The organism is uncultured Sphingomonas sp., assembly GCF_913062585.1.
Taxonomy (GTDB): Bacteria; Pseudomonadota; Alphaproteobacteria; order Sphingomonadales; family Sphingomonadaceae; genus Sphingomonas.
This window is the reverse complement of the sequence record NZ_CAJXWX010000002.1, coordinates 1-21,276: the sequence shown is the minus strand read 5'-3', so window position 1 is coordinate 21,276 and position 21,276 is coordinate 1. Positions and strand designations below refer to the sequence as shown.

Below are 21,276 nucleotides of genomic sequence, written 5' to 3'. Positions count from 1 at the left end.
GAAGCGCAGAATTTCGTCCCAAGCGCGCGGATTTTTCGCTCGCCCCGACGCGGCATCAGTCAAGGGACTGGCGCTCGAACCGATCGAAGTCGCGCTCCAGCCGGGCTTCGAGCCGGGCCTTGGCATGGGTGGCGGTGAAGCGGCGGCAGGCGTCGGAAGCCAGCTCGCGACAGGCCGCGACGCGGGGGCCGCCCGCACGGTCCTGCCACAGGCTGGCGCCCGGCAGGAACGCATAATGGAGCGAATCGCGCGCCATCTGCTTGAGGTCGCGATAGCCCAGATGCTGCTCGGTCACGCCGCGGAGATATTCGTTGGTCATGTCGCTGCGCGAGACGCCTTCGTCATCGGTCGACAGCACCACAGGCACTCCCGCCTCGCGATAGAGCGACAGCGGATGGTCGCGGCCCTTCACGCCCAGGATCACCGCATTGCTGGTCAGGTTGATCTCCACCGCCACCCGGTCGCGCGCCATGCGCGCCAGCAGCGCCTTGGCATCACCCTCATAGGATATGTCGATGCCATGCCCGATCCGCCGCGCGCCCGCGACCTCCACGGCGTCGCGGATATGAAAGGCCAGGTCGCGCGGCGGCACCAGCCCCAGCGTCAACTCGCCCGCATGGAGCGACAGCGGCACCGCCGGATAGCGTTCCTTCAGGAAGCGCAGCATCCGCATGTGCAGCGCATAATCGCGCAGCGCGACCGGGTCATGTTCGGGCGCGACGATATTGACCGCGACGAAGCGCGGATCGGCCTGCACCAGCGCGAAGCCCAGCGCGAGTTCGGCGAAAACCTGTTCCGGCGGCCGGGTGCGGATCGCGGCATATTGATAGCGGATTTCGGTCGCGCAGGCAGGTTTGGGCGCAGGCGTGGCGCAACCGTCGATCGCCGCCATTTCAGCCTCATAGCGGTCATATTGCGCGCGCGTCACCTGTACCGCATTCGGCAGTTCGGGTGCGATCCGGTCGTACAGCGCCGCCAGATCCCGCACGTCGCCCTCGCCCAGCTTGGCGAGCAACGGCTGCGTCGCCGCCGACCCGGCGCTGAGTTCGGCATAGGATACGCCGTCGGCGGCGGCCTGTTGCCGGGTCAGCGCGATCACCTCTCCGCCATGCCGCGCGGCGATCGGCCAGAAGGCGGCGAAGGTGGAGAAGAAGCGGTCATAGCCCGACACGCGCGGGTCACCCGTCCCCGCCTCCTGCCCGCGCGTGGAAAAGCCGTCGACGAACGCCGCATAGCGCGGATAGTCGCGGATCAGCTCCGCCGCCGCGACCCGGCCGGGCACGTCGCAGGGCGGCGGCGCCACGCCGACCGGATCGGTCGACAGGCACAGCCCGTCCGCCGCCGCCCAGCGCAGCATATCCTCGGCATAGATCGCGCCGCCCGCATGATTGTGCAGGTCGCCGCCCTTGGGCATCCCCTGCAGGAACAGGCGCAGGCGCGGCGGACTGTCCGCGATCCGGTCCAGATAGGCCGCCGTCCGCGCCTCGGGCATCTGCGGCGTCCGTGAAAGCGCTGCCCCACCGGGCATGGTCGCCGCCAATATCGCCATCACGCCCGCCGCACCGGCGCGCATACGCCCCCAGCCGCCATTTCCACCGGCGTTCATCCGCTATCCCCCGTTTGTGATCCTCGCCTGTCTAGGGGGCCAGCTCCGGCTCGCCCATCGCAATATCCGGCACGTCGCGTTGCCGGAATACGCGCGGGGGTCGCGAGGTCTGGACGCTCATTCCTCCCCTGCAAGGGGAGGGGGACCATCCGAAGGATGGTGGAGGGGTGTCCCGGGTTGCGAGCGCCGACCTCTTTCGCCACCGGGACACCCCTCCGTCAGGCCTGCGGCCTGCCACCTCCCCTGCAAGGGGAGGAACGTAGGGAGTGTCGATCGCTTGATTCGTGGCCGAGCATCGACAAGGAGGTGCGCGCTTTTTTGCAACGATGGATGAAAATGATTGATGTAGATCGCGCAGGCCCATGCTGGCATGACGGGGCCAGGCGGAATTTCCGGGGGACGGCATGACGGACAGGGCAAGCGACGAACGACCGGCGGCGACCGTGCTGGAACGCCGGTTCCAGCTGGCCGCGCGCGGCACCTCCGCCCGGACCGAAATATTGGCGGGCGTCACCACCTTCCTCACCATGGCCTATATCGTGCTGGTCAATCCGGTGATCCTGGGACAGGCGGGGATGCCGGTCGCCGCTGTCGCCGCCGCGACCTGCTTCGCCGCCGCCTTCGCCTCGATCCTGATGGGGTTCGTCGCCAATGTACCGCTGGCGCTGGCGCCGGGCATGGGCCTGAACGCCTATTTCAGCTTCACCGTGGTGCAGCAGATGGGCATTCCCTGGCCGATCGCGCTGGGATGCGTGCTGATCTCGGGCTTCTGCTTCCTGGTCCTGACGCTGACCGGCGTGCGGCAGCTGATCGTGTCGGTCATCCCGCCGCACCTGTTCGCGGCGGTGGCGGGCGGGATCGGCCTGTTCATCGGGTTCATCGGGTTGAAGAATGCGGGCATCGTCGTCGCCAGTCCCGCGACTTTGGTGGCGCTCGGTCCGCTGACTCAGCCGGGGGCGGCGCTGGCGCTGCTCGGCCTGTTGCTGATCGGCGTGCTCAGCATCTGGAACGTGCGCGGCGCGATGCTGATCGGGATCGTCGTCACCACCCTGGTCGCCTGGGCGACCGGGCAGGTCGCGATGAAACCCGAACCCTATAGCCTGTCCATGCTGACCCAGACCGCCTTCCAGGTCGACCTGGCGGGCGTGTTCGGGGTCGGCGGGCGGCATGGGCTGGGGCTGTTCGAGATTCTGTTCGTGTTCCTGTTCGTCGACCTGTTCGACAATATCGGCACGCTGGTCGCGGTGACGAAGCGCGCCGGGCTGATCGACGCGGCGGGGCGGATTCCCGGGCTGAACCGCATCCTGCTGACCGATGCGGTGGCGACGATGGTCGGCGCGGTGGCGGGGACCAGCACCGTGACCAGCTATGTCGAGAGCGCCGCCGGGGTACAGGCGGGCGGGCGCACCGGCCTGACCGCCATCGTCACCGGGCTGCTGTTCCTGCTGACCATGTTCGTCGCGCCCTATGCGCAGCTGGTGCCGCTGGCCGCCACGGCGCCCGCGCTGATCGTCGTCGGCGGGCTGATGCTGCTGCCGCTGGTCGAGATCCACTGGGACGATCCGCAGGCGGCGATCCCGGCCTTTCTGACGGTGGCGATGATCCCGCTGACCTTCTCGATCGCCAATGGCCTGGCCTTCGGCATCACCGCGCACGCCATTCTGAAGGCGCTGCGCGGGCAGGCGACGCGGAGCGACTGGTTCCTGTTCCTGCTCGCCGCGCTGTTCGTCGCGCGCTTCGTGTGGATGGGGGGCGCGTGAGCCTATGACGATCCGCTTCCTCCTGGACGATCAGGTCGTGACGATCGCCGATGCCGACCCGACCGCGACCCTGCTCGACCATCTGCGCTATCGCCTGCGCCGCACCGGCACCAAGGAAGGCTGCGCCGAGGGGGATTGCGGCGCCTGCACCGTCCTGCTCGGCGAGGCGGAGGGCGACGGCGTCGCCTGGCGCGCGGTGAATGCCTGTATCCTCTTCCTGCCGATGGTCGATGGCAAGGCGGTGATGACCGTCGAGAGCCTGTCACGTGATGGCGGACCGACCCCGCTTCAGGCGTGCATGGCGCGCAATGGCAGCTCGCAATGCGGTTTCTGTACGCCGGGCTTCGTCATGTCGCTGCACGGCCGGGCGATCGGCGCGACGGGTCATGCGCTGCCCGTCGCCGATGTGATCGCGGGCAATCTGTGCCGCTGCACCGGCTATGGCCCGATCCTGGCCGCAGCGGAGGAGACACCGCCAGCCCCCCGCGACGACCGGGCGCTTGCCATCGCCCTGCGCGACCTTCGCACCGAGGAAACCACCGACTGGTTCGCGCCGCGCTCGGTCGACGATCTCGCCGCGCTGCTGCTCGAACAGCCCGACGCGCGACTGATCGCCGGGGCCACCGATGTCGGGCTGTGGGTGACGAAGGGCCTGCGCGACATCGGCACCCCGGTGTTCATCGGCGACATCCCCGAACTGCGCGGGATCGAGGAAGATGAAGCCGGGCTCACGCTGGGCGCGGCGGTGCGTTATGCCGAGGCGCATGAGGCTCTGGCGCGGCTGCATCCCGATCTGGGCGAGCTGGTGCGGCGGATCGGGGGGCTTCAGGTCCGCAATGCCGGGACGATCGGCGGGAATATCGCCAATGGCTCGCCGATCGGCGATGGCCCCCCGGCGCTGATCGCGCTGGGTGCCTCGATCGTCCTGCGCCGGGGGGCGCAGCGGCGGACGCTAGCGCTGGAGGATTATTTCCTCGCCTATGGACGGCAGGACCGGGCGCCGGGCGAGTTTGTCGAGCGCATCCACATCCCCCGCCCCGCCAAGGACGCGGTCATCCATATCAGCAAATTGTCGCGCCGCTTCGACAGCGACATCTCGGCGGTCTGCGGCGCATTCCATCTGTCCCTGCAGGACGGCATCGTCGCGGAGGCGCGGGTCGCGTTCGGTGGCATGGCGGCGACCCCGCGTCGCGCGGCAGCCTGCGAGGCGGCGCTGACCGGCGCAGCCCTGTCCGAGGCGAGCATCGCCCGCGCCGTCGCGGCGCTACGCGAGGATTTCGATCCGCTGACCGATGTGCGCGGCAGCGCCGCCTATCGGCAGGAAGCCGCAGGCAACCTGCTCTGGCGGCTGTGGCACCGCGAACGGGGCGAGCCGGTGTCGGTTCGCGCGCTGTGCCGATGACCGATCCCAAGCCCTCGCTGCCGCATGACAGCGCGATGCTGCACGTCACGGGTGCGGCCCGATACATTGACGACGAGGCCGAGCCCGCCGACCTGCTCCACCTCGCCTTCGGCCAGGCGACCGAGACCCATGCCGGGATCGTCGCGATGGATCTGGACGCGGTGCGCGCCGCGCCCGGTGTCGTGGCGGTCTTCACGGCGGAGGACATTCCCGGCCATAACGATGTCAGCCCGGTCGCGCATGACGACCGGCTGCTGGCCGAGGGCGAGGTGCTGTATCGCGGCCAGCCGGTCTTTCTGGTCGCGGCGACCAGCCGGGACGCGGCGCGGCGGGCGGCGCGGCTGGGCAGGATCACCTATGCCCCCCGCCCCGCGCTACTGACCATCGCCGACGCGCGCGCCGCCGCCTCACTGATCGAGCCGACCCAACGCATGGCGCGCGGCGACACCGCCGCCGCGCTGGCCGCTGCCCCCCATCGCCGCGCGGGCGGCTTCGCCATGGGCGGGCAGGATCATTTCTATCTGGAAGGGCAGATCGCACTCGCCCGGCCGGGCGAGGACGGGCAGGTCCATATCGCCAGCTCCACCCAGCATCCCAGCGAGGTCCAGCATCTGGTCGCCGATCTGCTGGGCGTGACCTCCGCCGACGTCACGATCGAGGTGCGGCGCATGGGCGGCGCGTTCGGCGGCAAGGAGACGCAGGCCGCGCCCTTCGCCGCCGCCGCCGCGCTGGTCGCCGCCAAGACCGGGCGGCCCGCCAAGTTCCGCTGCGACCGCGACGACGACATGATGCTGACCGGCAAGCGCCATGAGTTCGAGGTCGGCTATGATGTCGGCTTCGACGATGACGGCCATGTCCTGGGCCTGGTCCTGACACTGGCGTCGCGGTGCGGGGCGACGGTCGACCTTTCGCCCGCGATCAACGACCGCGCGATGTTCCATGCGGACAACAGCTATTGGCTGCCCGCGATCGAGATCCTGTCGGAACGGCTGAAGACCCACACCGTCTCCGCCACCGCCTTTCGCGGCTTTGGCGGGCCGCAGGGGATGCTGGCGATCGAGCGGGTGATGGATGTCGTCGCCGCCGCGCTGGGCCGCGATCCGCTCGATGTGCGGACCGCCAATCTCTATGGGCCGGGGCGCGACGTGACACCCTATGGCATGACGATCGCCGACAATATCGCGCCCGCGATGATCGAGCGGTTGCGCCGTGACAGCGACTATGACGCGCGCCGCGCCGCCGTGCGAAATTTCAATGCGCGGCACAGCGTGCTGAAAAAGGGCATCGCGCTGGCGCCCGTGAAGTTCGGGATCAGCTTCACCACCACCCATCTGAACCAGGCGGGCGCGCTGGTGCATGTCTATGCCGATGGCAGCATCCAGGTGAACCATGGCGGCACCGAGATGGGCCAGGGCCTGTATATCAAGGTCGCGCAGGTCGTCGCGGACGTCTTCGCCGTGCCCGCCAGCACGGTGCGCATCACCGCGACCCGTACCGACAAGGTGCCCAACACCTCGGCCACCGCCGCTTCCTCCGGCGCGGACCTGAACGGCATGGCGGCGTTCCGCGCCGCCGCCACCATCCGCGACCGGCTGGCCGGGGCGGCGGCGTCGATCGGCGGTTGCGCGGGCGACGAGGTGTGCTTCACCCCCGAGGGGGTCGTGGCGGGCGCGGAGACCATCCCCTTCGCCACCCTGTGTCGCAAGGCGCATCTGGCGCGCGTGTCGCTGTCCTCGACCGGCTTCTATGCGACGCCCGACATCGCCTATGACCGCGCGGCGCATCGCGGGCGGCCTTTCTATTATTTCGCGTACGGCGCGGCCTGTGCCGAAGTCGTGGTGGACACGCTGACCGGCGAGCACCGCGTGCTGGCGGTCGACATCCTCCACGATGTCGGACGGTCGCTCAATCCGGCGATCGACCTGGGCCAGATCGAGGGCGGGTTCCTGCAGGGCCAGGGCTGGCTGACCACCGAGGAGCTGGTCTTCGCCGGGGACGGCCGGTTGCTGACCCATTCGCCCGCCACCTACAAAATCCCCACCGCCGCCGACCGCCCCGACCGGCTGTCGATCGCACTGTGGGACGGCGAGAATGTCGAGCCGACCATCCACCGCTCCAAGGCGGTCGGCGAGCCGCCCTTCATGCTGGCCCAATGCGTCCTGTCGGCGCTGGGCGAGGCGGTGGCCGCCACCGCGCCCGAACGCCGCGCCTTTCCGCCGCTCGACGCCCCCGCCACGCCCGAGGCGATCCTGCGCGCGATCGCGGCGCACAAGGCGGCCCAGGGGGCATGAGCACCGCCTGGACGGCGCGGTTGCGTGCGGGACCACCCGGCGAGCCGCTGGCGCTGGTCACGGTCCTCGCGACCGAAGGGTCCGCACCGCGCGGGGCGGGCACGCGGATGGTCGTGACCGAGACCGACTCGGTCGACACGATCGGCGGCGGCGCGCTGGAACACCGGGCGATCGAACAGGCGCGCGCGATCCTCGCCCATCCGCCGGGCAGCTGGCGGGTGCAGGATTATCCGCTCGGCCCCCTGCTCGGCCAATGCTGTGGCGGGCGGGTGCGGCTGTTGATCGAGCGGGTCGACCCCGCCGCGCTCGACTGGATCGAGGCCGTGGCGACCGGCGCGACGCTGACCACCCGGCTGCATCCGGGGCATGTCACGCGCCATCCCGACCCGGCGGCGGCGGTCACGCCCCTGTCGGCACGCGGCGACCGTCCCGAGGCGGGCGCCTGCTGGAGCGAGCGATCCGGCCAATGGCAGCGCCCGCTCTATCTGTTCGGCGCAGGCCATGTCGGACAGGCGATCGCGCGCCGCATCGACGGGCTGCCCCTGCGGCTCGCCTGGTTCGACAGCCGGGACGCGCTGGCCGATCTGCCGGGGGTGACGATCATCGCGGAGGATCGCCTGCCCGACTGTATCGCCGAGGCGCCCGCCGACGCCGCGATCCTGATCCTGACGCATGACCATGGCCTCGACTATGCGCTCACCCATGCGGCGCTGATGCGGCCGCCGCTTGCCTATGTCGGGCTGATCGGATCGGCGACCAAGCGCGCCCGCTTCCTCGCCCGGCTGACCCGCGACGCGGTATCGGACCAGGCCCGTGCGCGGCTGACCTGCCCCATCGGCCTGCCGATGATCGCGGGCAAGGAGCCCGATGTCATCGCGCTGTCGGTCCTCGCCCAGCTTCTGGCGCTCGATCGCGACGCCGCCCCTGCCATTCCAGAGTTGCCATGACCCTACGCCTTTTCCGCGCCGAGCTGCTGTCGGTCGCCACCGATCCCGCCAAGGACTCCGAAGCGATCCGGCACGAGCCCGATGGGCTGCTCGTGGTCGAGGACGGGCTGGTCGTCGCGCGCGGCGATTATGCGACGCTGGTGCCGCGCTTCGCCGGGCTGCCGGTCGAGCACCTGCCCGGGCTGGTCGTCCCCGGCTTCGTCGATGCGCATGTCCATTATCCGCAGATGGACCGGATCGCCTCGCACGGCGAGCAACTGCTCGACTGGCTGGAGCGGCATATCTTCCCCGCCGAGATGGCCTTTGCCGATCCCGCCCACGCCGCCAGCGTCGCCAGTGCCTTCCTGACCGAGCTGCTGCGCCACGGCACGACCAGCGCGCTGGTCTTTCCGACCGTCCATGCCGGTTCGGTCGATGCGCTGTTCGAGGCCGCGCTGGAACGGCGGATGCGCATCCTGTCGGGCAAGGTGCTGATGGACCTGGGCCCCGACGGCCTGCGCGATACGCCTGAGAGCGGGCGTGCCGAGAGCGAGGCGTTGATCCGCCGATGGCGCGGGCGCGGGCGGCTGGGCTATGCGGTGACGCCGCGCTTTGCGCTCACCTCGTCGGACGAACAGCTGGTCCAGGCCGCCGCCCTGCTGGAGGCCAACCCGGACGTGCTGCTCCACACCCATCTGGCCGAGAACCGCCATGAATGCGCGGCGGTCGCGCAGCGTTTCCCGGACGCCCATGACTATCTGGACGTCTATGACCGTTTCGGGCTGGTCGGCCCCCGCTCGGTTTTCGCGCATGGCATCCACCTGACCGATCGCAGCTGTGCGCGAATGGCCGAGGCGGGTGCGGGCGTCGCGGTCTGCCCGACATCGAACCTGTTCCTGGGCTCGGGCTTCTTCGATTTCGGACAGGCCGACGCGCATGGGATGCGGCTGGGTCTGGGCAGCGACATCGGCGCAGGCACCTCCTTTTCGATGCTCCACACCGCCGGTGTCGCCTATCAGGCCGCGCTGGCTCGCGAAGTGCGGCTCGATCCGTTCCGCGCGCTGTATCTGGCGACGGCGGGCAGCGCCTCGCTGCTGGGCATTGCCGACCGGGTTGGCGGGCTCCAGCCAGGGCAGGAGGCCGACTTCGTGGTGCTGGACGAAGCCGCCACGACGCTGCTGGCGCGGCGGACCGCCGGGGCAGACCTGGCGGCGCGGCTGTTCGCGATGCAGGTGCTGGGCGACGACCGCACCGTGCGGCGCACCTATGTGCTGGGCGAATGCGCCTGGAATCGGGGGATGGGATGATGCGGACGTTTCTACTCGGCCTGATGGCCCTGCTGGTCGCGGCGATGCCCGCACAGGCGCAGGAGGCACGCCGCCTCGTCATCATCGACGATGAGGGCTTCGGCCTGGCCCATGCGATGCTGCTGGACGCGGCCGATGTCGAGGTGCTGGGCATCACCACCGTGACGGGCAATGTCTGGGTCAATCGCGCCACCGCCATGGCGCTGAAGGGCGTCGAGCGGATGGACCGGACCGTCCCCGTCGTCCCCGGCGCGACCTATCCGCTGGTCAATTCCGAGGCGCTGACCGAACGCTGGGAGGCACTGTACGGCAAGCTGATCTGGAAGGGCGCGTGGATGAAGCAATGGGTCGAGCCGACCCAGCAGAGTACCCCGCCCTATCACCACGCCGACGACCCCGTCGACCTGCCCGGCGGCAACCCGACCACCCGCCCCGCGCCAGAGATCGCCGCCAACTTTCTGCTACGCATGGTCCGCGCGCATCCGGGGCAAGTGACGATCATCGCGATGGGGCCGCTGACCAACCTGGCGCTGGCGCAGCGGCTCGATCCCGCCTTTGCCGGGCTGGCCAAGGAGCTGGTCTATATGGGCGGCAGCTTCAATCCGCGTCAGGCGCGCGAAGGCGTGTCGGCGGACCAGTTCGCACGCGAGTTCATCCACTCGCCGCGCCGCGAGTTCAACGGGCGCTTCGATCCCGAGGCCGCCAGCATCGTCTCGCGCAGCCCGTGGCGGCACATCACCGTGGTACCCGCCGACCCGGCGACCGCGACCGAGCTGACCCCGTCACTGATCGCGAAGCTGCGCGCCGTGTCGCCCCCTGCCGTGGCCGGCTGGATCGGCGACATGGAGCCCGGCTTTCCGATGTGGGACGAGATCGCCGCAGCGGTCTGGCTCGACCCGACGATCGTCACCGGGCGGCAGAGCGCCTATGTGGATTACAACACGCAGTTCGGCCCCGGCTATGGCGATACATTGTCGTGGAACGAGGGCTATCAGCCCGGCCTTGGCGAGCAGCGCGCCGAAATCGTCCGCACCATCGACCCCGCCCGGATGGAGGCACTGATGCTGCGCCTGCTCGCACGGCCCGCCCGACGTTAGGACAGGATCGACATTTCTTCTATTCCTCTCCTGCAAGGGGAGGGGGACCATGCGAAGCATGGTGGAGGGGTGTCCCCGGTCGCGAGCTGAAACCGACGCTTGCCACCGGGACACCCCTCCGTCAGGCCTGCGGCCTGCCCCCTCCCCTACCAGGGGAGGAATCGATCCGGCCTAAGACGCGGGCGGGATATAGGCGAATTGGGAAAAACGCGCCTCGATCTCGCGCAGCACCATCGCGGCGGCATAAGAGGGCGTCCGCGCCGTCGCGGTGCACAGGGCCAGCGTCATCGGGCGCAGCACCTTGTCGGAAATGCGGGTAAAGGCCAGCGTGCCCGCGCGCACCTCGGTCGACACGTCCAGCGAGGTCAGGATGCCGATGCTGTCCCCCTCCTGGATCAGCGAGGCGATCATCTGGATATTGTCGGACGTCACGCGCCGGTCGAGCGTGACGCCCGACGTCCCCTCCAGCACCGCGACCTGCTGGTGCACCGCCAGCGGCGCGGCGGGCAGGATCACCGACTGGCCGTCGCAATCAGAGAAGCGGACCTCCGCCTTGCCCGCCAGCGGATGGCCGGGCGGCGAGACGATGCCGAGGACCACGTCAACAAAGGCGCGTACGGTCAGGTCCTGATAGGATTGCGGGTCGAACAAGATGCCGAAATCGACGTCGTTGGCGGCGATCGCGCGGCGCACCTGTTCGTTGCCCAGCACATGCACGCCCATGGTGATGCCGGGATGGCTCTGCTGGATCGCATGGATCGCGGCGGGCATATGCCCCTTGGCCAGCGCGTCGATGACGGCAATGTCGACATGGCCGCGCTTCAGCCCGCGCAGATCCTCGATCTGCGACAGCGTATCGCCCAGCTGCTTCTGCCAGCGGCCGCCCGCTGCCATCATCACCTCGCCCGCCGCCGTCAGCCGCAGACCCGTCGGCAGCCGCTCGAACAGCTGCACGCCCAGCCGCGCCTCGGCGTTCAGGATCTGACGGTCGATCGCCGAGGCGGAAACCGACAGCTCATCGGCGGCCCGCCGGATCGACCCCAGCCGCCCGACCGCCATGAAATATCGGATGAAGCGCGACAGGGCTGGCATGCGCTAATTTTTGCAACGGATCGTCGTCATCATTGCGTTTGAATGCAACGAGGCCGCGCCGTACGTCAATCGTCAAAACCGGCCGTGCCACGCCAAGCCGACAGGCGTTCGCCCGCAAAAGACGGGCACGGAGCACGGACCGAAGCAGGAAGAGGGAGAGGCGGGGACATTCGCGACGGATCGGTCCGGGGGAACGGATCGGGCGTCACAAGGGGGGCTTACCATGACGATACGCGCTTGCTCGCATTCCACCATTTCGCACGCCCCGAAGCCGCCGCGCGGCATTCGGTTGGCTCTCGCCGTGTCGCTGCTCTGCGGAACGGCACTGGCCACGCCTGCCTTCGCGCAGGACAAGACCGCAGAACCCGCCGCCCAGGAGGGAAGCGAGATCGTCGTCACCGGCTCGCTCGACGCGCTGCCCGTCAAGGATGTCGGCTCGGTCTTCGGCTTCGACAAGACGCTGGTCGAAACCCCGCGCTCCGCCTCGACGATCAGTGACGAGCAGATCGAGCGGTTCGGCATCACCGACATCTATGACCTGGTCGCCCAGTCGCCGGGCACCTTCACCAACTCCTTCTTCGGGGTCGGCGGCGCGCTCGACATTCGCGGCACGCCGGGCGAGACTTATTTCCGGGGCGTCCGGCGGCTGGACAATGCGGGCAATTATCCGACGCCGATCGCGGCGGCCGACCGGATCGACATCGTGCGCGGCCCCGCCTCACCCATCTATGGCCCGTCCAAGACCGGCGGCTATATGAATTTCGTGCCCAAATCGGCGCGGGTGGCGGGCGGCGCGCTGCTGACCAAGGCCACCGGCGAGGTCAGCTATACCGGCGGCAGCTGGGACCGGAACAACCTGCGCGCCGAGGTGCGCGGACCGGCGCGGATCCTGGGCGCCGATCTGGGCTATAGCCTTTATGCCGAGATCGAGGATTCGGGCAGCTATTACCGCAACATGTCGACCAAGCAGACGATCCTTCAGGGCGCGTTCGACCACCGGCTGACCGACACTATCCGGGTCGAGTTCGGCGGCCAGTATCAGGACTTCAAGGGCCAGCAGAATGGCGGCTGGAACCGCCTGACCCAGAAGCTGGTCGACAACGGCACCTATATCACCGGCACCGCCAAGCCGCTCGACACCAATGGCGACGGCCAGATCTCGCAGGGCGAGATCAAGGCGGCGGTGCCCGGCGGCCTGTCGATCTTCGGCAATTTCACCTGCCCCAACAGCACGTTCAGCCCGTTCGCCAGCGGCTTCACCAATGCCTGTTTCACCCAGACCTATCCGCAACTGAACCTGGTCAACACCGGCACCACGACGCTCAGCCGTCGCGACGTGCTGACCGGCGTGAACGACAAGCTTACCAACAAGCAGACGACGCTCTATTACGACATCACCTTTGACGGGCCGGACGACCTGACCGTCAAGAACCAGCTGTTCTTCGACCATACCCAGAACATCAACAACAACGACTATGGCTTCTCGCAGCGGGTCAATTCCTACGTCATCGAGGACAAGATCGTCCTCGCCAAGTCGATCGAGACCGGCGCAGGAAAATTCTCTGGCCAGTTCTCGCCATCGGTCCGTTACGTCAATTTCAACTATGGCGACGATTTCGATTTCGAATATTTCCACCGCGTCGACCTGACGCAGGGTTATACTCCTGCGTCGAACCGGCTGCTCGCGAACGAGTGCAATTGCGGCTATACCGACCGCGTCTTCGGCCACACGACCGATTACGGTATCGCCGCGCTGGTCGACCTGGACTTCTCCTTCGGTCTCGACCTGCTGTTCGGCGGCCGCTACGACAAGGTCGATGCATCGTCGCGCTATGACCCGACGGTGATGGACCGGGTACCGACCGTGACATCCGCGAAGGGCAGCGACGATGGCTGGTCATGGACCGCCAGCGCCTCCTACAAGCTGCCCTTCGGCCTCATCCCCTATGCCACCGCGTCGCAGCAATCGACGATCATCGTCGGCCAGGGCGCCGAAGTCCTGCCCGAGTCGGTGAAGTCGGGCTTCATGTCGACCTCGCGCCTCTATGAGGGCGGCATCAAGGGGAGCTGGCTGAACGAGCGGCTCTATGCCGCGCTGTCGGTCTACAAGCAGGAGCGGACCGACTTCAACATCCAGTCGATCACCGTCAACCAGGCGGTCGAGACCAAGGGCGTGGAGGCCGAGGCGCGCTGGGCGGTCGATCGCCACCTGCTCGTCACCGGCGCCTATACCCACACCGAGGTCGTGAACCTGACCGCGCTGCAGAACGGCACGCTGTTCGGCTTCTTCGGCATCCAGGACCTGGTGAACGTCACCAACCCGACCCTGTATCTGGGCGGCCAGCCGATCGGCTTGATCCCGATTCCGGACCGCAATGCCGCCCGCCGCGCGGGCATTCCCTCCAACCTCTATTCCGCCACCGCGACCTATGGCTTCGACAACGGCCTGTCGGTCAGCGGCAGCGTGGTGAAGGTGGACTCGGTCTTTTCGGGCCAGTCGCAGGCAGTGCGCCTGCCCGGCTATACGCTGGTCGACCTGTCGAGTTCGTACCAGACCGGCCCGTGGCTGTTCCGCGTGGTCGTGAAGAACGCGACCAATGCGCGCTATTTCCGCGCCAACTTCACCGAATTGTTCGGCAGCACCATCGTCCTGCCCGAACGCCCGCGCAGCTTCCTGGCGTCGGCCGTCTATAAATTCTGATGGTGCTCGGCGGGGGGAGCGGCCACGCCGCCTTTCCCCGCCCGGCCGGAGTATCCCTTATGCTGTCTCTCCTCACCGGCCTGCTTGTCGCGACGACGGCACCGGCCCTTCCGGCCGAGGCGGTCGCCCCGCTCTGCGCCATCGCCGCACCCTGCGCCCGTCCGCTGCCGGTCAGGATGGTGGTCGTCACCATGTTCGAGATCGGCAAGGACGAGGGCGACACCGCCGGCGAGTTCCAGCTGTGGAAGACCCGGCGGAACCTGCACCAGCGCATCCCCTTCCCGCACGGCTATCACGACCTCTATTACAACCCGGACACGCAGATATTGGGCGTCGTCACCGGCGTCGGCTCGGTCCGCGCGGCGGCGGCGGTCACCGCACTGGGCCTCGACACCCGGCTGGACCTGTCGCACGCCTATTGGCTGGTCGCGGGCATTGCGGGGATCGACCCGGAGGACGCCTCGATCGGATCGGCGGCCTGGGCGCGCTATGTCGTCGATGGCGACCTGGCGCATGAGATCGACGCACGCGAGATCCCGGCCGACTGGAAAAGCGGCTATTTCCCGCTGGACCGCAAAGGCCCCAACGACCCCACGCCGCCGCGCACCGATGGCGGAGAGGTCTTCGCGCTCAATCCGGCGCTCACGCAATGGGCCTATCGCCTGACCCGCGACACCGCCCTGCCCGACGATCCGTCGATCGCCCGCGAGCGCGCACGCTATACCGACCATCCCAATGCGCGAAAGCCGCCCTTCGTCCTGATCGGCGACCAGTTCTCGGCGATGACCTTCTGGCACGGCGCGCTGCTCAATCGCTGGGCCAATGACCACACCCGCTATTTTACGAAGGGCAAGGGCGAGTTCGTGACCAGCGCCATGGAGGAGACGGGCACGCTCCAGGCGATCGACTATCTCTCGAAGATCGGGCGGGTCGACAAGGACCGCGTCCTCGTCCTGCGCGCGGGCAGCAACTATACGATGCCGCCGCCGGGCGTGACGGCCGCCGATTATCTGCTGCGCGAGAACGAAGGCTATGCCGGGCTGAACGCTTCGGTCGAAAGCCTGTACCGGGTCGGCAACCGGGTGGTCGAGGAACTGCTCACCCATTGGGATCGCTACGGCCAGACACCGCCGCAATGACGCTGACCGTCCTGCACTCGGCCGCGGCGCTCGTCACCATGAATGACGACGGGCTGGAGATCGCCGATGGCGCGATCGCCTGGCGCGACGGGGTGATCGTCGCGGTCGGCACCAGCGAGGCGCTCGCGCCGCTGCGCCGCACCGCCGACCGGACGGTCGACGCGTCCGGCTGCGTCGTCACGCCGGGGCTGGTCAACACCCATCACCATCTTTTCCAGTCGCTGACCCGCGCGGTGCCCGGCGCAACCGATGCCTCGCTGTTCGGCTGGCTGCGGCGGCTCTATCCGATCTGGGCGCGCTATCGCCCCGACGACATCCATGCCTCGACCCGGCTGGGCCTAGCCGAACTGGCGCTGAGCGGGTGCACGCTCAGCACCGACCATCTGTATCTCTATCCCAACGGCGTCACGCTGGACGACAGCATCGCCGCCGCCGCCGAGATCGGCATCCGCTTCCACCCCACGCGCGGCAGCATGAGCCTGGGTGAAAGCGGGGGCGGCCTGCCCCCCGATGCGCTGGTCGAGCGCGAGCCCGCGATCCTGGCCGACACCATCCGGGTGATCGACCGCTTCCACGATCCCGCCCCCGGCGCGATGATACGTGTCGGCGTCGCGCCTTGCTCGCCTTTTTCGGTCAGCGAGGGGCTGATGCGCGACGCCGCGCTGCTGGCGCGCGACAAGGGCGTGATGCTCCACACCCATCTGGCCGAGGACGAGGACGATGTCGCCTTCTCGCTCGAACGCTTCGGCTGTCGGCCGGGCGTCTATGCCGAGCGGCTGGGCTGGACTGGGCGCGATGTGTGGATGGCACACTGCGTCAGGCTGGACGCCGACGAGATCGCGCTGTTCGCCGCGACCGGCACCGGGGTCGCGCATTGCCCCTGCTCCAATTGCCGCCTGGGCTCGGGCATCGCGCCGGTGACGAAGATGCTCGCCGCCGGGATACCGCTGGGGCTGGGGGTCGACGGATCGGCGTCCAACGACAGCGGCAATCTGCTGCTGGAGGCGCGGCAGTCGCTGCTGCTCCAGCGTGTCGCGCACGGCGCGGAGGCCTTCGCGCCGCGTGCCGCCTTGCGGCTGGCGACACGCGGCGGGGCGGAGATGCTGGGCCGCGACGATTGTGGCGTGCTGACGGTCGGGCGGCGGGCCGACATGGCGGTGTGGGATATGAGCGGCGCGGCCACCATGGGGGCCTGGGACCTCGTCGCCGCGCTGGTGCTGGCTCCGCCCAATGGCGTGCGCGACCTGATTGTCGAGGGCCGGACATTGGTGTCGGGTGGCGCCTTGGTTACTGCGTCGGAGGCCAACATCCTCGCCGATGCGCAGTGTTCCGTGGCCCGACTGCGCGACGCCGCCTGATTCCTCCCCTGCAAGGGGAGGTGGCAGGCCGAAGGGCTGACGGAGGGGTGTCCCGGCTGAAGAGAGAGGTCCAAATTCGCGACTGGGGACACCCCTCCACCATGCTTCGCATGGTCCCCCTCCCCTTACAGGGGAGGAATGAAAATGGCCCTATACCACCTCCGCCTCGCTACTCTCCCGCCCTCCGAAAAAGGCGTTCAGCCCGACCGCACTGATCGACGCCAGCACGATGCCCGAATGGAGCAGCGGCGCGAGCGCGCTCGGCATCGCCTGGAAGAAGCGCTCGGACAGGACAGGGATCAACCCGACCGCGATCGACACCGCGATCGTGACCAGCCGCTCGAAGGTCAGCTCGACCGAGCCCAGGATGCGGATGCCCGTCGCCGCGATCATCCCGAACATCACGAGCGCCGCGCCGCCCAGCACCGGCAGCGGCACCGCCGCGACCAGCGCCGCCAGCTTCGGGCAGACGCCGAGCGCCAGCAGGATCACCCCTGCCCCCGCGCAGACGAAGCGCGAGCGCACGCCGGTGATGCTGAGCAACCCGATATTCTGCGCGAACGAGGTATAGGGAAAGGTGTTGAACACCCCGCCCAGCAGCGTGCCGACCGCATCCCCGCGAAGACCCCGCACCATCTGATGCCGCTCGACCGGGCGACGGACCATCTGCCCCGCCGCCATGAACATGCCGAACGACTCGATCATGACCGTCATCATGACGAGGCACATCGCGATCGAGGCGGGCGCGTCGAAGGTCGGCGCGCCGTACTGGAAGGGCATCACCAGCGCGAACCACGACGCCTCGCGCACCGGCGCCAGGTCCACCTGCCCCATGGCCCCCGCGATCACGGTGCCCGCGATCGTGCCCGCCAGCACCGCGCCGCTGCGCAACAGCCCCCGCCCGAACCGCATCAGACAAAGGACGACGATCAAAGTCAGCAGCGCCAGCGCCAGATGCGCGGGCGCGCCATAGCCGGGATCGGTCGGCTGTCCGCCTGCACTCCAGTTGATGCCGACCCGCATCAGGCTGAGCCCGATCGACAGGATCACCGTGCCGGTGACGGCGGGCGGGAACAGCCGCGAGAGCCGCCCGACGAACGGCGCAACCAGGAAACCGAACAGCCCCGCGACGATGACCGCGCCGTAAATCCCCCGCAACACCATGGCGGGCGGCGTACCCTCGGCATGGCCCGCCGCGATCATCGCCAGCATCGGGCTGATCGAGGCGAAGGTCACGCCCATGACGATCGGCAGGCGGATCCCGACCAGCGGCAGCCCCAGCGTCTGGATCAGCGTGGCAAAGCCGCAGGCGACCAGATCGGCGCTGATCAGCATCCCCAGCTGCGCGGGCGGCAGGTCGAGCGCGCGCCCGACGACCAAAGGCACCGCCACCGCCCCGGCATACATGACCAGCACATGCTGGAACGCCAGCGGCACCAGCCGACGCGCGGGCGGCACCGCGTCGACGCCGTCATCGATCCGGTCGGGCGCGGGCGCAGGGGCCACGTCCTTGGCTATCGTCATGGCCTGTCCCGCAAGGGGCAACTCGTGCGTCGCCGATGGCATGGGGCCGGTCTCCGTCTTTCCGCTGGGCAATGGCACCATCGTACCGACAGCGAGCGTCCCGCCACCAGCGCCGAATCTGGAACGAAGCGATCGCAAAAAGGCATCGCACCGGGGCTATCGCCCGCATCCGCGATTGCGCATGATGGCGCCAAAGCACGCCCTTCGGACGGAGCCCGACATGACCGACGACGACTTCATCACCGCCCTGCCCAAGGCCGAGTTGCACCTTCATATCGAAGGCAGCCTGGAGCCCGAGCTGATGTTCGATCTGGCGCGGCGCAACCGGGTCGCCATCCCGTTCGGCTCGGTCGAGGCGGTGCGCGCCGCCTATGATTTTTCCAACCTCCAGGATTTCCTCGACATCTATTATGCGGGCGCGGACGTGCTGCGGCAGGCGCGGGATTTCCACGATCTGGCAGTCGCCTATTTCGACCGGGCGGCGGCGGACGGCGTAGTCCATGCCGAGATCTTCTTCGACCCCCAGACCCATACCGATCGCGGCATTCCCTTCGACACGGTGATGGAGGGGCTGTTGTCGGGCATGGCGGTGGCGCGCGACCGCCATGGGCTGTCGTCGAAGCTGATCCTCTGCTTCCTGCGCCATCTGGACGAGGAGGCCGCCTTCGCCACCTTCGCCCAAGCGGAGAAATGGCTCGACCATATCGACGGCGTCGGCCTGGACTCGTCGGAGGTCGGCCATCCGCCCTCGAAATTCGCCCGCGTCTTCGCCGCCGCCGGGGAGGCCGGGCTGAAGCGCGTCGCCCATGCCGGGGAGGAAGGCCCGCCCGCCTATGTCCATGAAGCGCTCGACCTGTTGCGGATCGACCGGCTCGACCATGGCAATCGCGCGCTGGAGGACCCGCTGCTGACCGCCCGGCTAGCGCGTGAGGCGATGACGCTGACCGTCTGCCCGCTATCCAATCACAAGCTGTGCGTCGTGAAGGACATGGCGGACCACCCCATCGACCGGATGTTGCGGCTGGGGCTGCGCGCGACGATCAATTCGGACGATCCCGCTTATTTCGGCGGCTATGTCGGCGACAATTACCGCGCGGTCGCGCGTGCCCGGTCGCTGTCGCGGGCGGACTTGGTGACGCTGGCACGCAACAGCTTCCTGGGGTCGTTCCTGGACGATGGCGCGATCGCCGCGCATCTCGCCCGACTCGATAGCTTCGCGCACGACGCTGGATGACGCCATGGTTGCCCTCGCCGCATCGGGGCGACAAAAGGACCACAACATTCGGGCGGGATCGGCCTAGCCCCTCGCCTCTTCAACGATGATGGAAGTTTCGTGACCACCAAAGTCTATCTCTCCGCCGACCGCCTGCTCGAGGATTCCTTTCGCCTCGCCAATCTGGTCTTCGATTCCGGTTTCCGCCCGACGCATATCGTCGGCATCTGGCGCGGCGGCGCGCCGGTCGGCATTGCGGTGCAGGAACTGCTGGAATATCGCGGCATCGAAAGCGACCATATCGCGATCCGCACCGCCTCCTATACCGGCATCGACCAGCAGGATCCGCAGGTCCGCATCTATGGCCTGGGCCATCTGGTCGATGTGCTGAACCCCGAGGATCGGCTGCTGCTGATCGACGACGTCTTCGATTCCGGTCGCTCGATCCGCGCGGTGCTGAAGGAATTGAAGGAGCGGTGCCGGCGGAATATCCCGGACGAGGTGAAGGTCGCGACCGTGTACTACAAGCCGTCGCGCAACGTGACCGACCTGAAGCCCGACTTCTTCGTCCACCAGACCAATGACTGGCTGATCTTCCCGCACGAGATCAACGGCCTGACCGAAGAGGAAATCCGCACGCACAAGCATGGGGCGGACATCATCCTGCGCTGAAGACACGATCGCGCCGCCCAGGCGGGCGCTGACCGGCGGGGTATGGCGCCTGCGCCATTCCCGGTCCGATCCGCCGGTTGGAAGACTGAGCACCTGGACGGCGAGGTCATCACCTTCGTGATGGCCTCGCTGAGATGGCAGGGCCGGCCAGCGCGATCGTCGCATCTGCCCGTCCAGGGCGGCACGGCATCGACGCTCCACCGCATTGGCAAGACCCGGATCGCGGCGGGAAAGGGCGAGTCTCCGCAGACGCCTGAACGAGAAGCGGATCGCGCGATCATAGCTTCCGGCGTGCGCATGTTCGATCGCCAGGAAGAAGCCCAGGTCGTGGCGCACCCGTCCGCCGAACGTCACGCGGCCCAATAGCCCGGTGTCGAGTCCGACATGCGCTTCGTCTAGAATCACAGTTTCCCGCCCCGGAAGCACGGCATGCACCCGGGCCATTGTGGCGGGATCGCCGCAAGCCATTGGTCTGCAAGGCCCGGTCGGTGAGTTTATAGTCTTTCTGCCGCTTGGCTGCCGCCTGGCGGCGTAGCGGACGTCGAGGTCTTTGAGAGCTATCGGGGGGGTATTTCAGCATTGCTGCTGGAGGCAAATCGACGTCCTGGCGCCCAGAGGCGTCGAGTGGGACGCGATGAGAGCCGCTGAGCGAGGGCTAACTCACGGAAAAAGGGCGCACGAAAAAAGCCGTCTCGGGGTATCCTGAGACGGTTGTGGTGTGATGTTGTGATGGTTGCGGGGGCAGGATTTGAACCTGCGGCCTTCAGGTTATGAGCCTGACGAGCTACCGGGCTGCTCCACCCCGCGGAGGTGTTGGGCAGAGACGAATGTGAATGGGTTTTTTGTATTCGCGGACTGTAATGCCTGGCGACGCCCTACTCTTCCACTGCTTGAGCAGTAGTACCATTGGCGCAGTCGGGTTTCACGGCCGAGTTCGGGATGGGATCGGGTGGGACACCGACGCTATGGCCACCAGGCAATAGAGTCCGCGAATAACAGTCCCCACCGGTGAGGATGGGGAATTGGGTATAAAATCGATGCTGTGCACTGGCTGGATTTGCTGACCAGACCCTTTTGCCGTCAGCCCAGGGCTGATGGTGGGGGTGTGGAGCTCTCAAGCGCGAATAGGACAATTAGTATCGGTTAGCTCCATGCGTTACCGCACTTCCACATCCGATCTATCAAGGT

The 21,276-nt window shown here is 68.0% G+C and carries 14 protein-coding genes, 1 tRNA gene and 1 rRNA gene; 11 read left to right on the top strand and 5 right to left on the bottom strand.

The features are described 5' to 3' along the window. Positions 1-55: 55 nt before the first annotated feature. Complete coding sequence (locus QZ546_RS01850; protein WP_294233818.1) at positions 56-1,606, bottom strand: adenosine deaminase; 1,551 nt, start codon at positions 1,604-1,606, stop codon at positions 56-58. Positions 1,607-2,010: 404 nt separating this feature from the next. Here QZ546_RS01850 and QZ546_RS01845 point away from each other — a divergent pair, with 404 nt between their 5' ends. The 6 genes from QZ546_RS01845 to QZ546_RS01820 are packed head-to-tail and all read left to right on the top strand — an operon-like array spanning position 2,011 to position 10,389. Beyond that, entirely contained in the window at positions 2,011-3,366 is a 1,356-nt protein-coding gene (locus QZ546_RS01845; protein WP_294233815.1) for an NCS2 family permease, read from the top strand. Between the two features lie 4 nt (positions 3,367-3,370). After that, positions 3,371-4,768, top strand: a complete 1,398-nt coding sequence (gene xdhA / locus QZ546_RS01840) for a xanthine dehydrogenase small subunit (protein WP_294233814.1) — start codon at positions 3,371-3,373, stop codon at positions 4,766-4,768. Then, positions 4,765-7,059 carry a xanthine dehydrogenase molybdopterin binding subunit gene (gene xdhB, locus QZ546_RS01835; protein ID WP_294233811.1) on the top strand — a complete coding sequence of 765 codons (2,295 nt, stop codon included), beginning with the start codon at positions 4,765-4,767 and terminating at the stop codon, positions 7,057-7,059. Before xdhA ends, xdhB begins: the two co-directional genes overlap by 4 nt. Further along, positions 7,056-8,006 (top strand): xanthine dehydrogenase accessory protein XdhC, encoded by a 951-nt coding sequence (gene xdhC / locus QZ546_RS01830; protein ID WP_294233809.1) that lies wholly within the window; start codon positions 7,056-7,058, stop codon positions 8,004-8,006. The genes xdhB and xdhC overlap by 4 nt, the downstream gene beginning before the upstream one ends. Beyond that, on the top strand, positions 8,003-9,292 hold the full coding sequence (gene guaD / locus QZ546_RS01825; RefSeq protein WP_294233807.1) for a guanine deaminase: 1,290 nt from the start codon (positions 8,003-8,005) through the stop codon (positions 9,290-9,292). The genes xdhC and guaD overlap by 4 nt, the downstream gene beginning before the upstream one ends. Then, positions 9,289-10,389, top strand: coding sequence for a nucleoside hydrolase (locus tag QZ546_RS01820; RefSeq protein ID WP_367113496.1), 1,101 nt, complete (start codon positions 9,289-9,291; stop codon positions 10,387-10,389). The genes guaD and QZ546_RS01820 overlap by 4 nt, the downstream gene beginning before the upstream one ends. Positions 10,390-10,560: 171 nt before the next feature. Here QZ546_RS01820 and QZ546_RS01815 read toward each other — a convergent pair whose 3' ends face one another. Beyond that, positions 10,561-11,481 carry a LysR family transcriptional regulator gene (locus tag QZ546_RS01815; RefSeq protein WP_294233804.1) on the bottom strand — a complete coding sequence of 307 codons (921 nt, stop codon included), beginning with the start codon at positions 11,479-11,481 and terminating at the stop codon, positions 10,561-10,563. 223 nt (positions 11,482-11,704) lie between these two features. Here QZ546_RS01815 and QZ546_RS01810 point away from each other — a divergent pair, with 223 nt between their 5' ends. Genes QZ546_RS01810 through QZ546_RS01800 form a run of 3 tightly spaced genes read left to right on the top strand, consistent with a single transcriptional unit; the run spans position 11,705 to position 16,679 of the window. Next, the gene (locus QZ546_RS01810; protein ID WP_294233801.1) at positions 11,705-14,182 is read left to right on the top strand and encodes a TonB-dependent siderophore receptor; all 2,478 of its coding nucleotides are present in this window, start codon (positions 11,705-11,707) and stop codon (positions 14,180-14,182) included. Positions 14,183-14,241: 59 nt separating this feature from the next. After that, positions 14,242-15,321: a purine nucleoside permease gene (locus QZ546_RS01805; protein WP_294233798.1), complete on the top strand. Its 1,080-nt coding sequence runs from the start codon at positions 14,242-14,244 to the stop codon at positions 15,319-15,321. Next, entirely contained in the window at positions 15,318-16,679 is a 1,362-nt protein-coding gene (locus tag QZ546_RS01800; RefSeq protein WP_294233795.1) for an 8-oxoguanine deaminase, read from the top strand. The genes QZ546_RS01805 and QZ546_RS01800 overlap by 4 nt, the downstream gene beginning before the upstream one ends. A gap of 150 nt (positions 16,680-16,829) precedes the next feature. Here QZ546_RS01800 and QZ546_RS01795 read toward each other — a convergent pair whose 3' ends face one another. Next, positions 16,830-18,203 carry a nucleobase:cation symporter-2 family protein gene (locus QZ546_RS01795; protein ID WP_294233790.1) on the bottom strand — a complete coding sequence of 458 codons (1,374 nt, stop codon included), beginning with the start codon at positions 18,201-18,203 and terminating at the stop codon, positions 16,830-16,832. Between the two features lie 220 nt (positions 18,204-18,423). On the opposite strand from QZ546_RS01795, the gene QZ546_RS01790 reads away from it, so the two are divergent. Further along, a complete protein-coding gene (locus QZ546_RS01790; RefSeq protein WP_294233787.1) occupies positions 18,424-19,437 on the top strand; it encodes an adenosine deaminase in 1,014 nt (337 codons plus the stop codon). Between the two features lie 99 nt (positions 19,438-19,536). Beyond that, entirely contained in the window at positions 19,537-20,088 is a 552-nt protein-coding gene (locus QZ546_RS01785) for a phosphoribosyltransferase (RefSeq protein ID WP_294233784.1), read from the top strand. A gap of 730 nt (positions 20,089-20,818) precedes the next feature. On the opposite strand, the gene QZ546_RS01780 is transcribed toward QZ546_RS01785, so the two are convergent. Then, positions 20,819-20,895: transfer RNA gene (locus QZ546_RS01780), tRNA-Met, on the bottom strand. A gap of 55 nt (positions 20,896-20,950) precedes the next feature. Further along, positions 20,951-21,065, bottom strand: a 5S ribosomal RNA gene (rrf, locus tag QZ546_RS01775). Positions 21,066-21,276 lie beyond the last annotated feature (211 nt).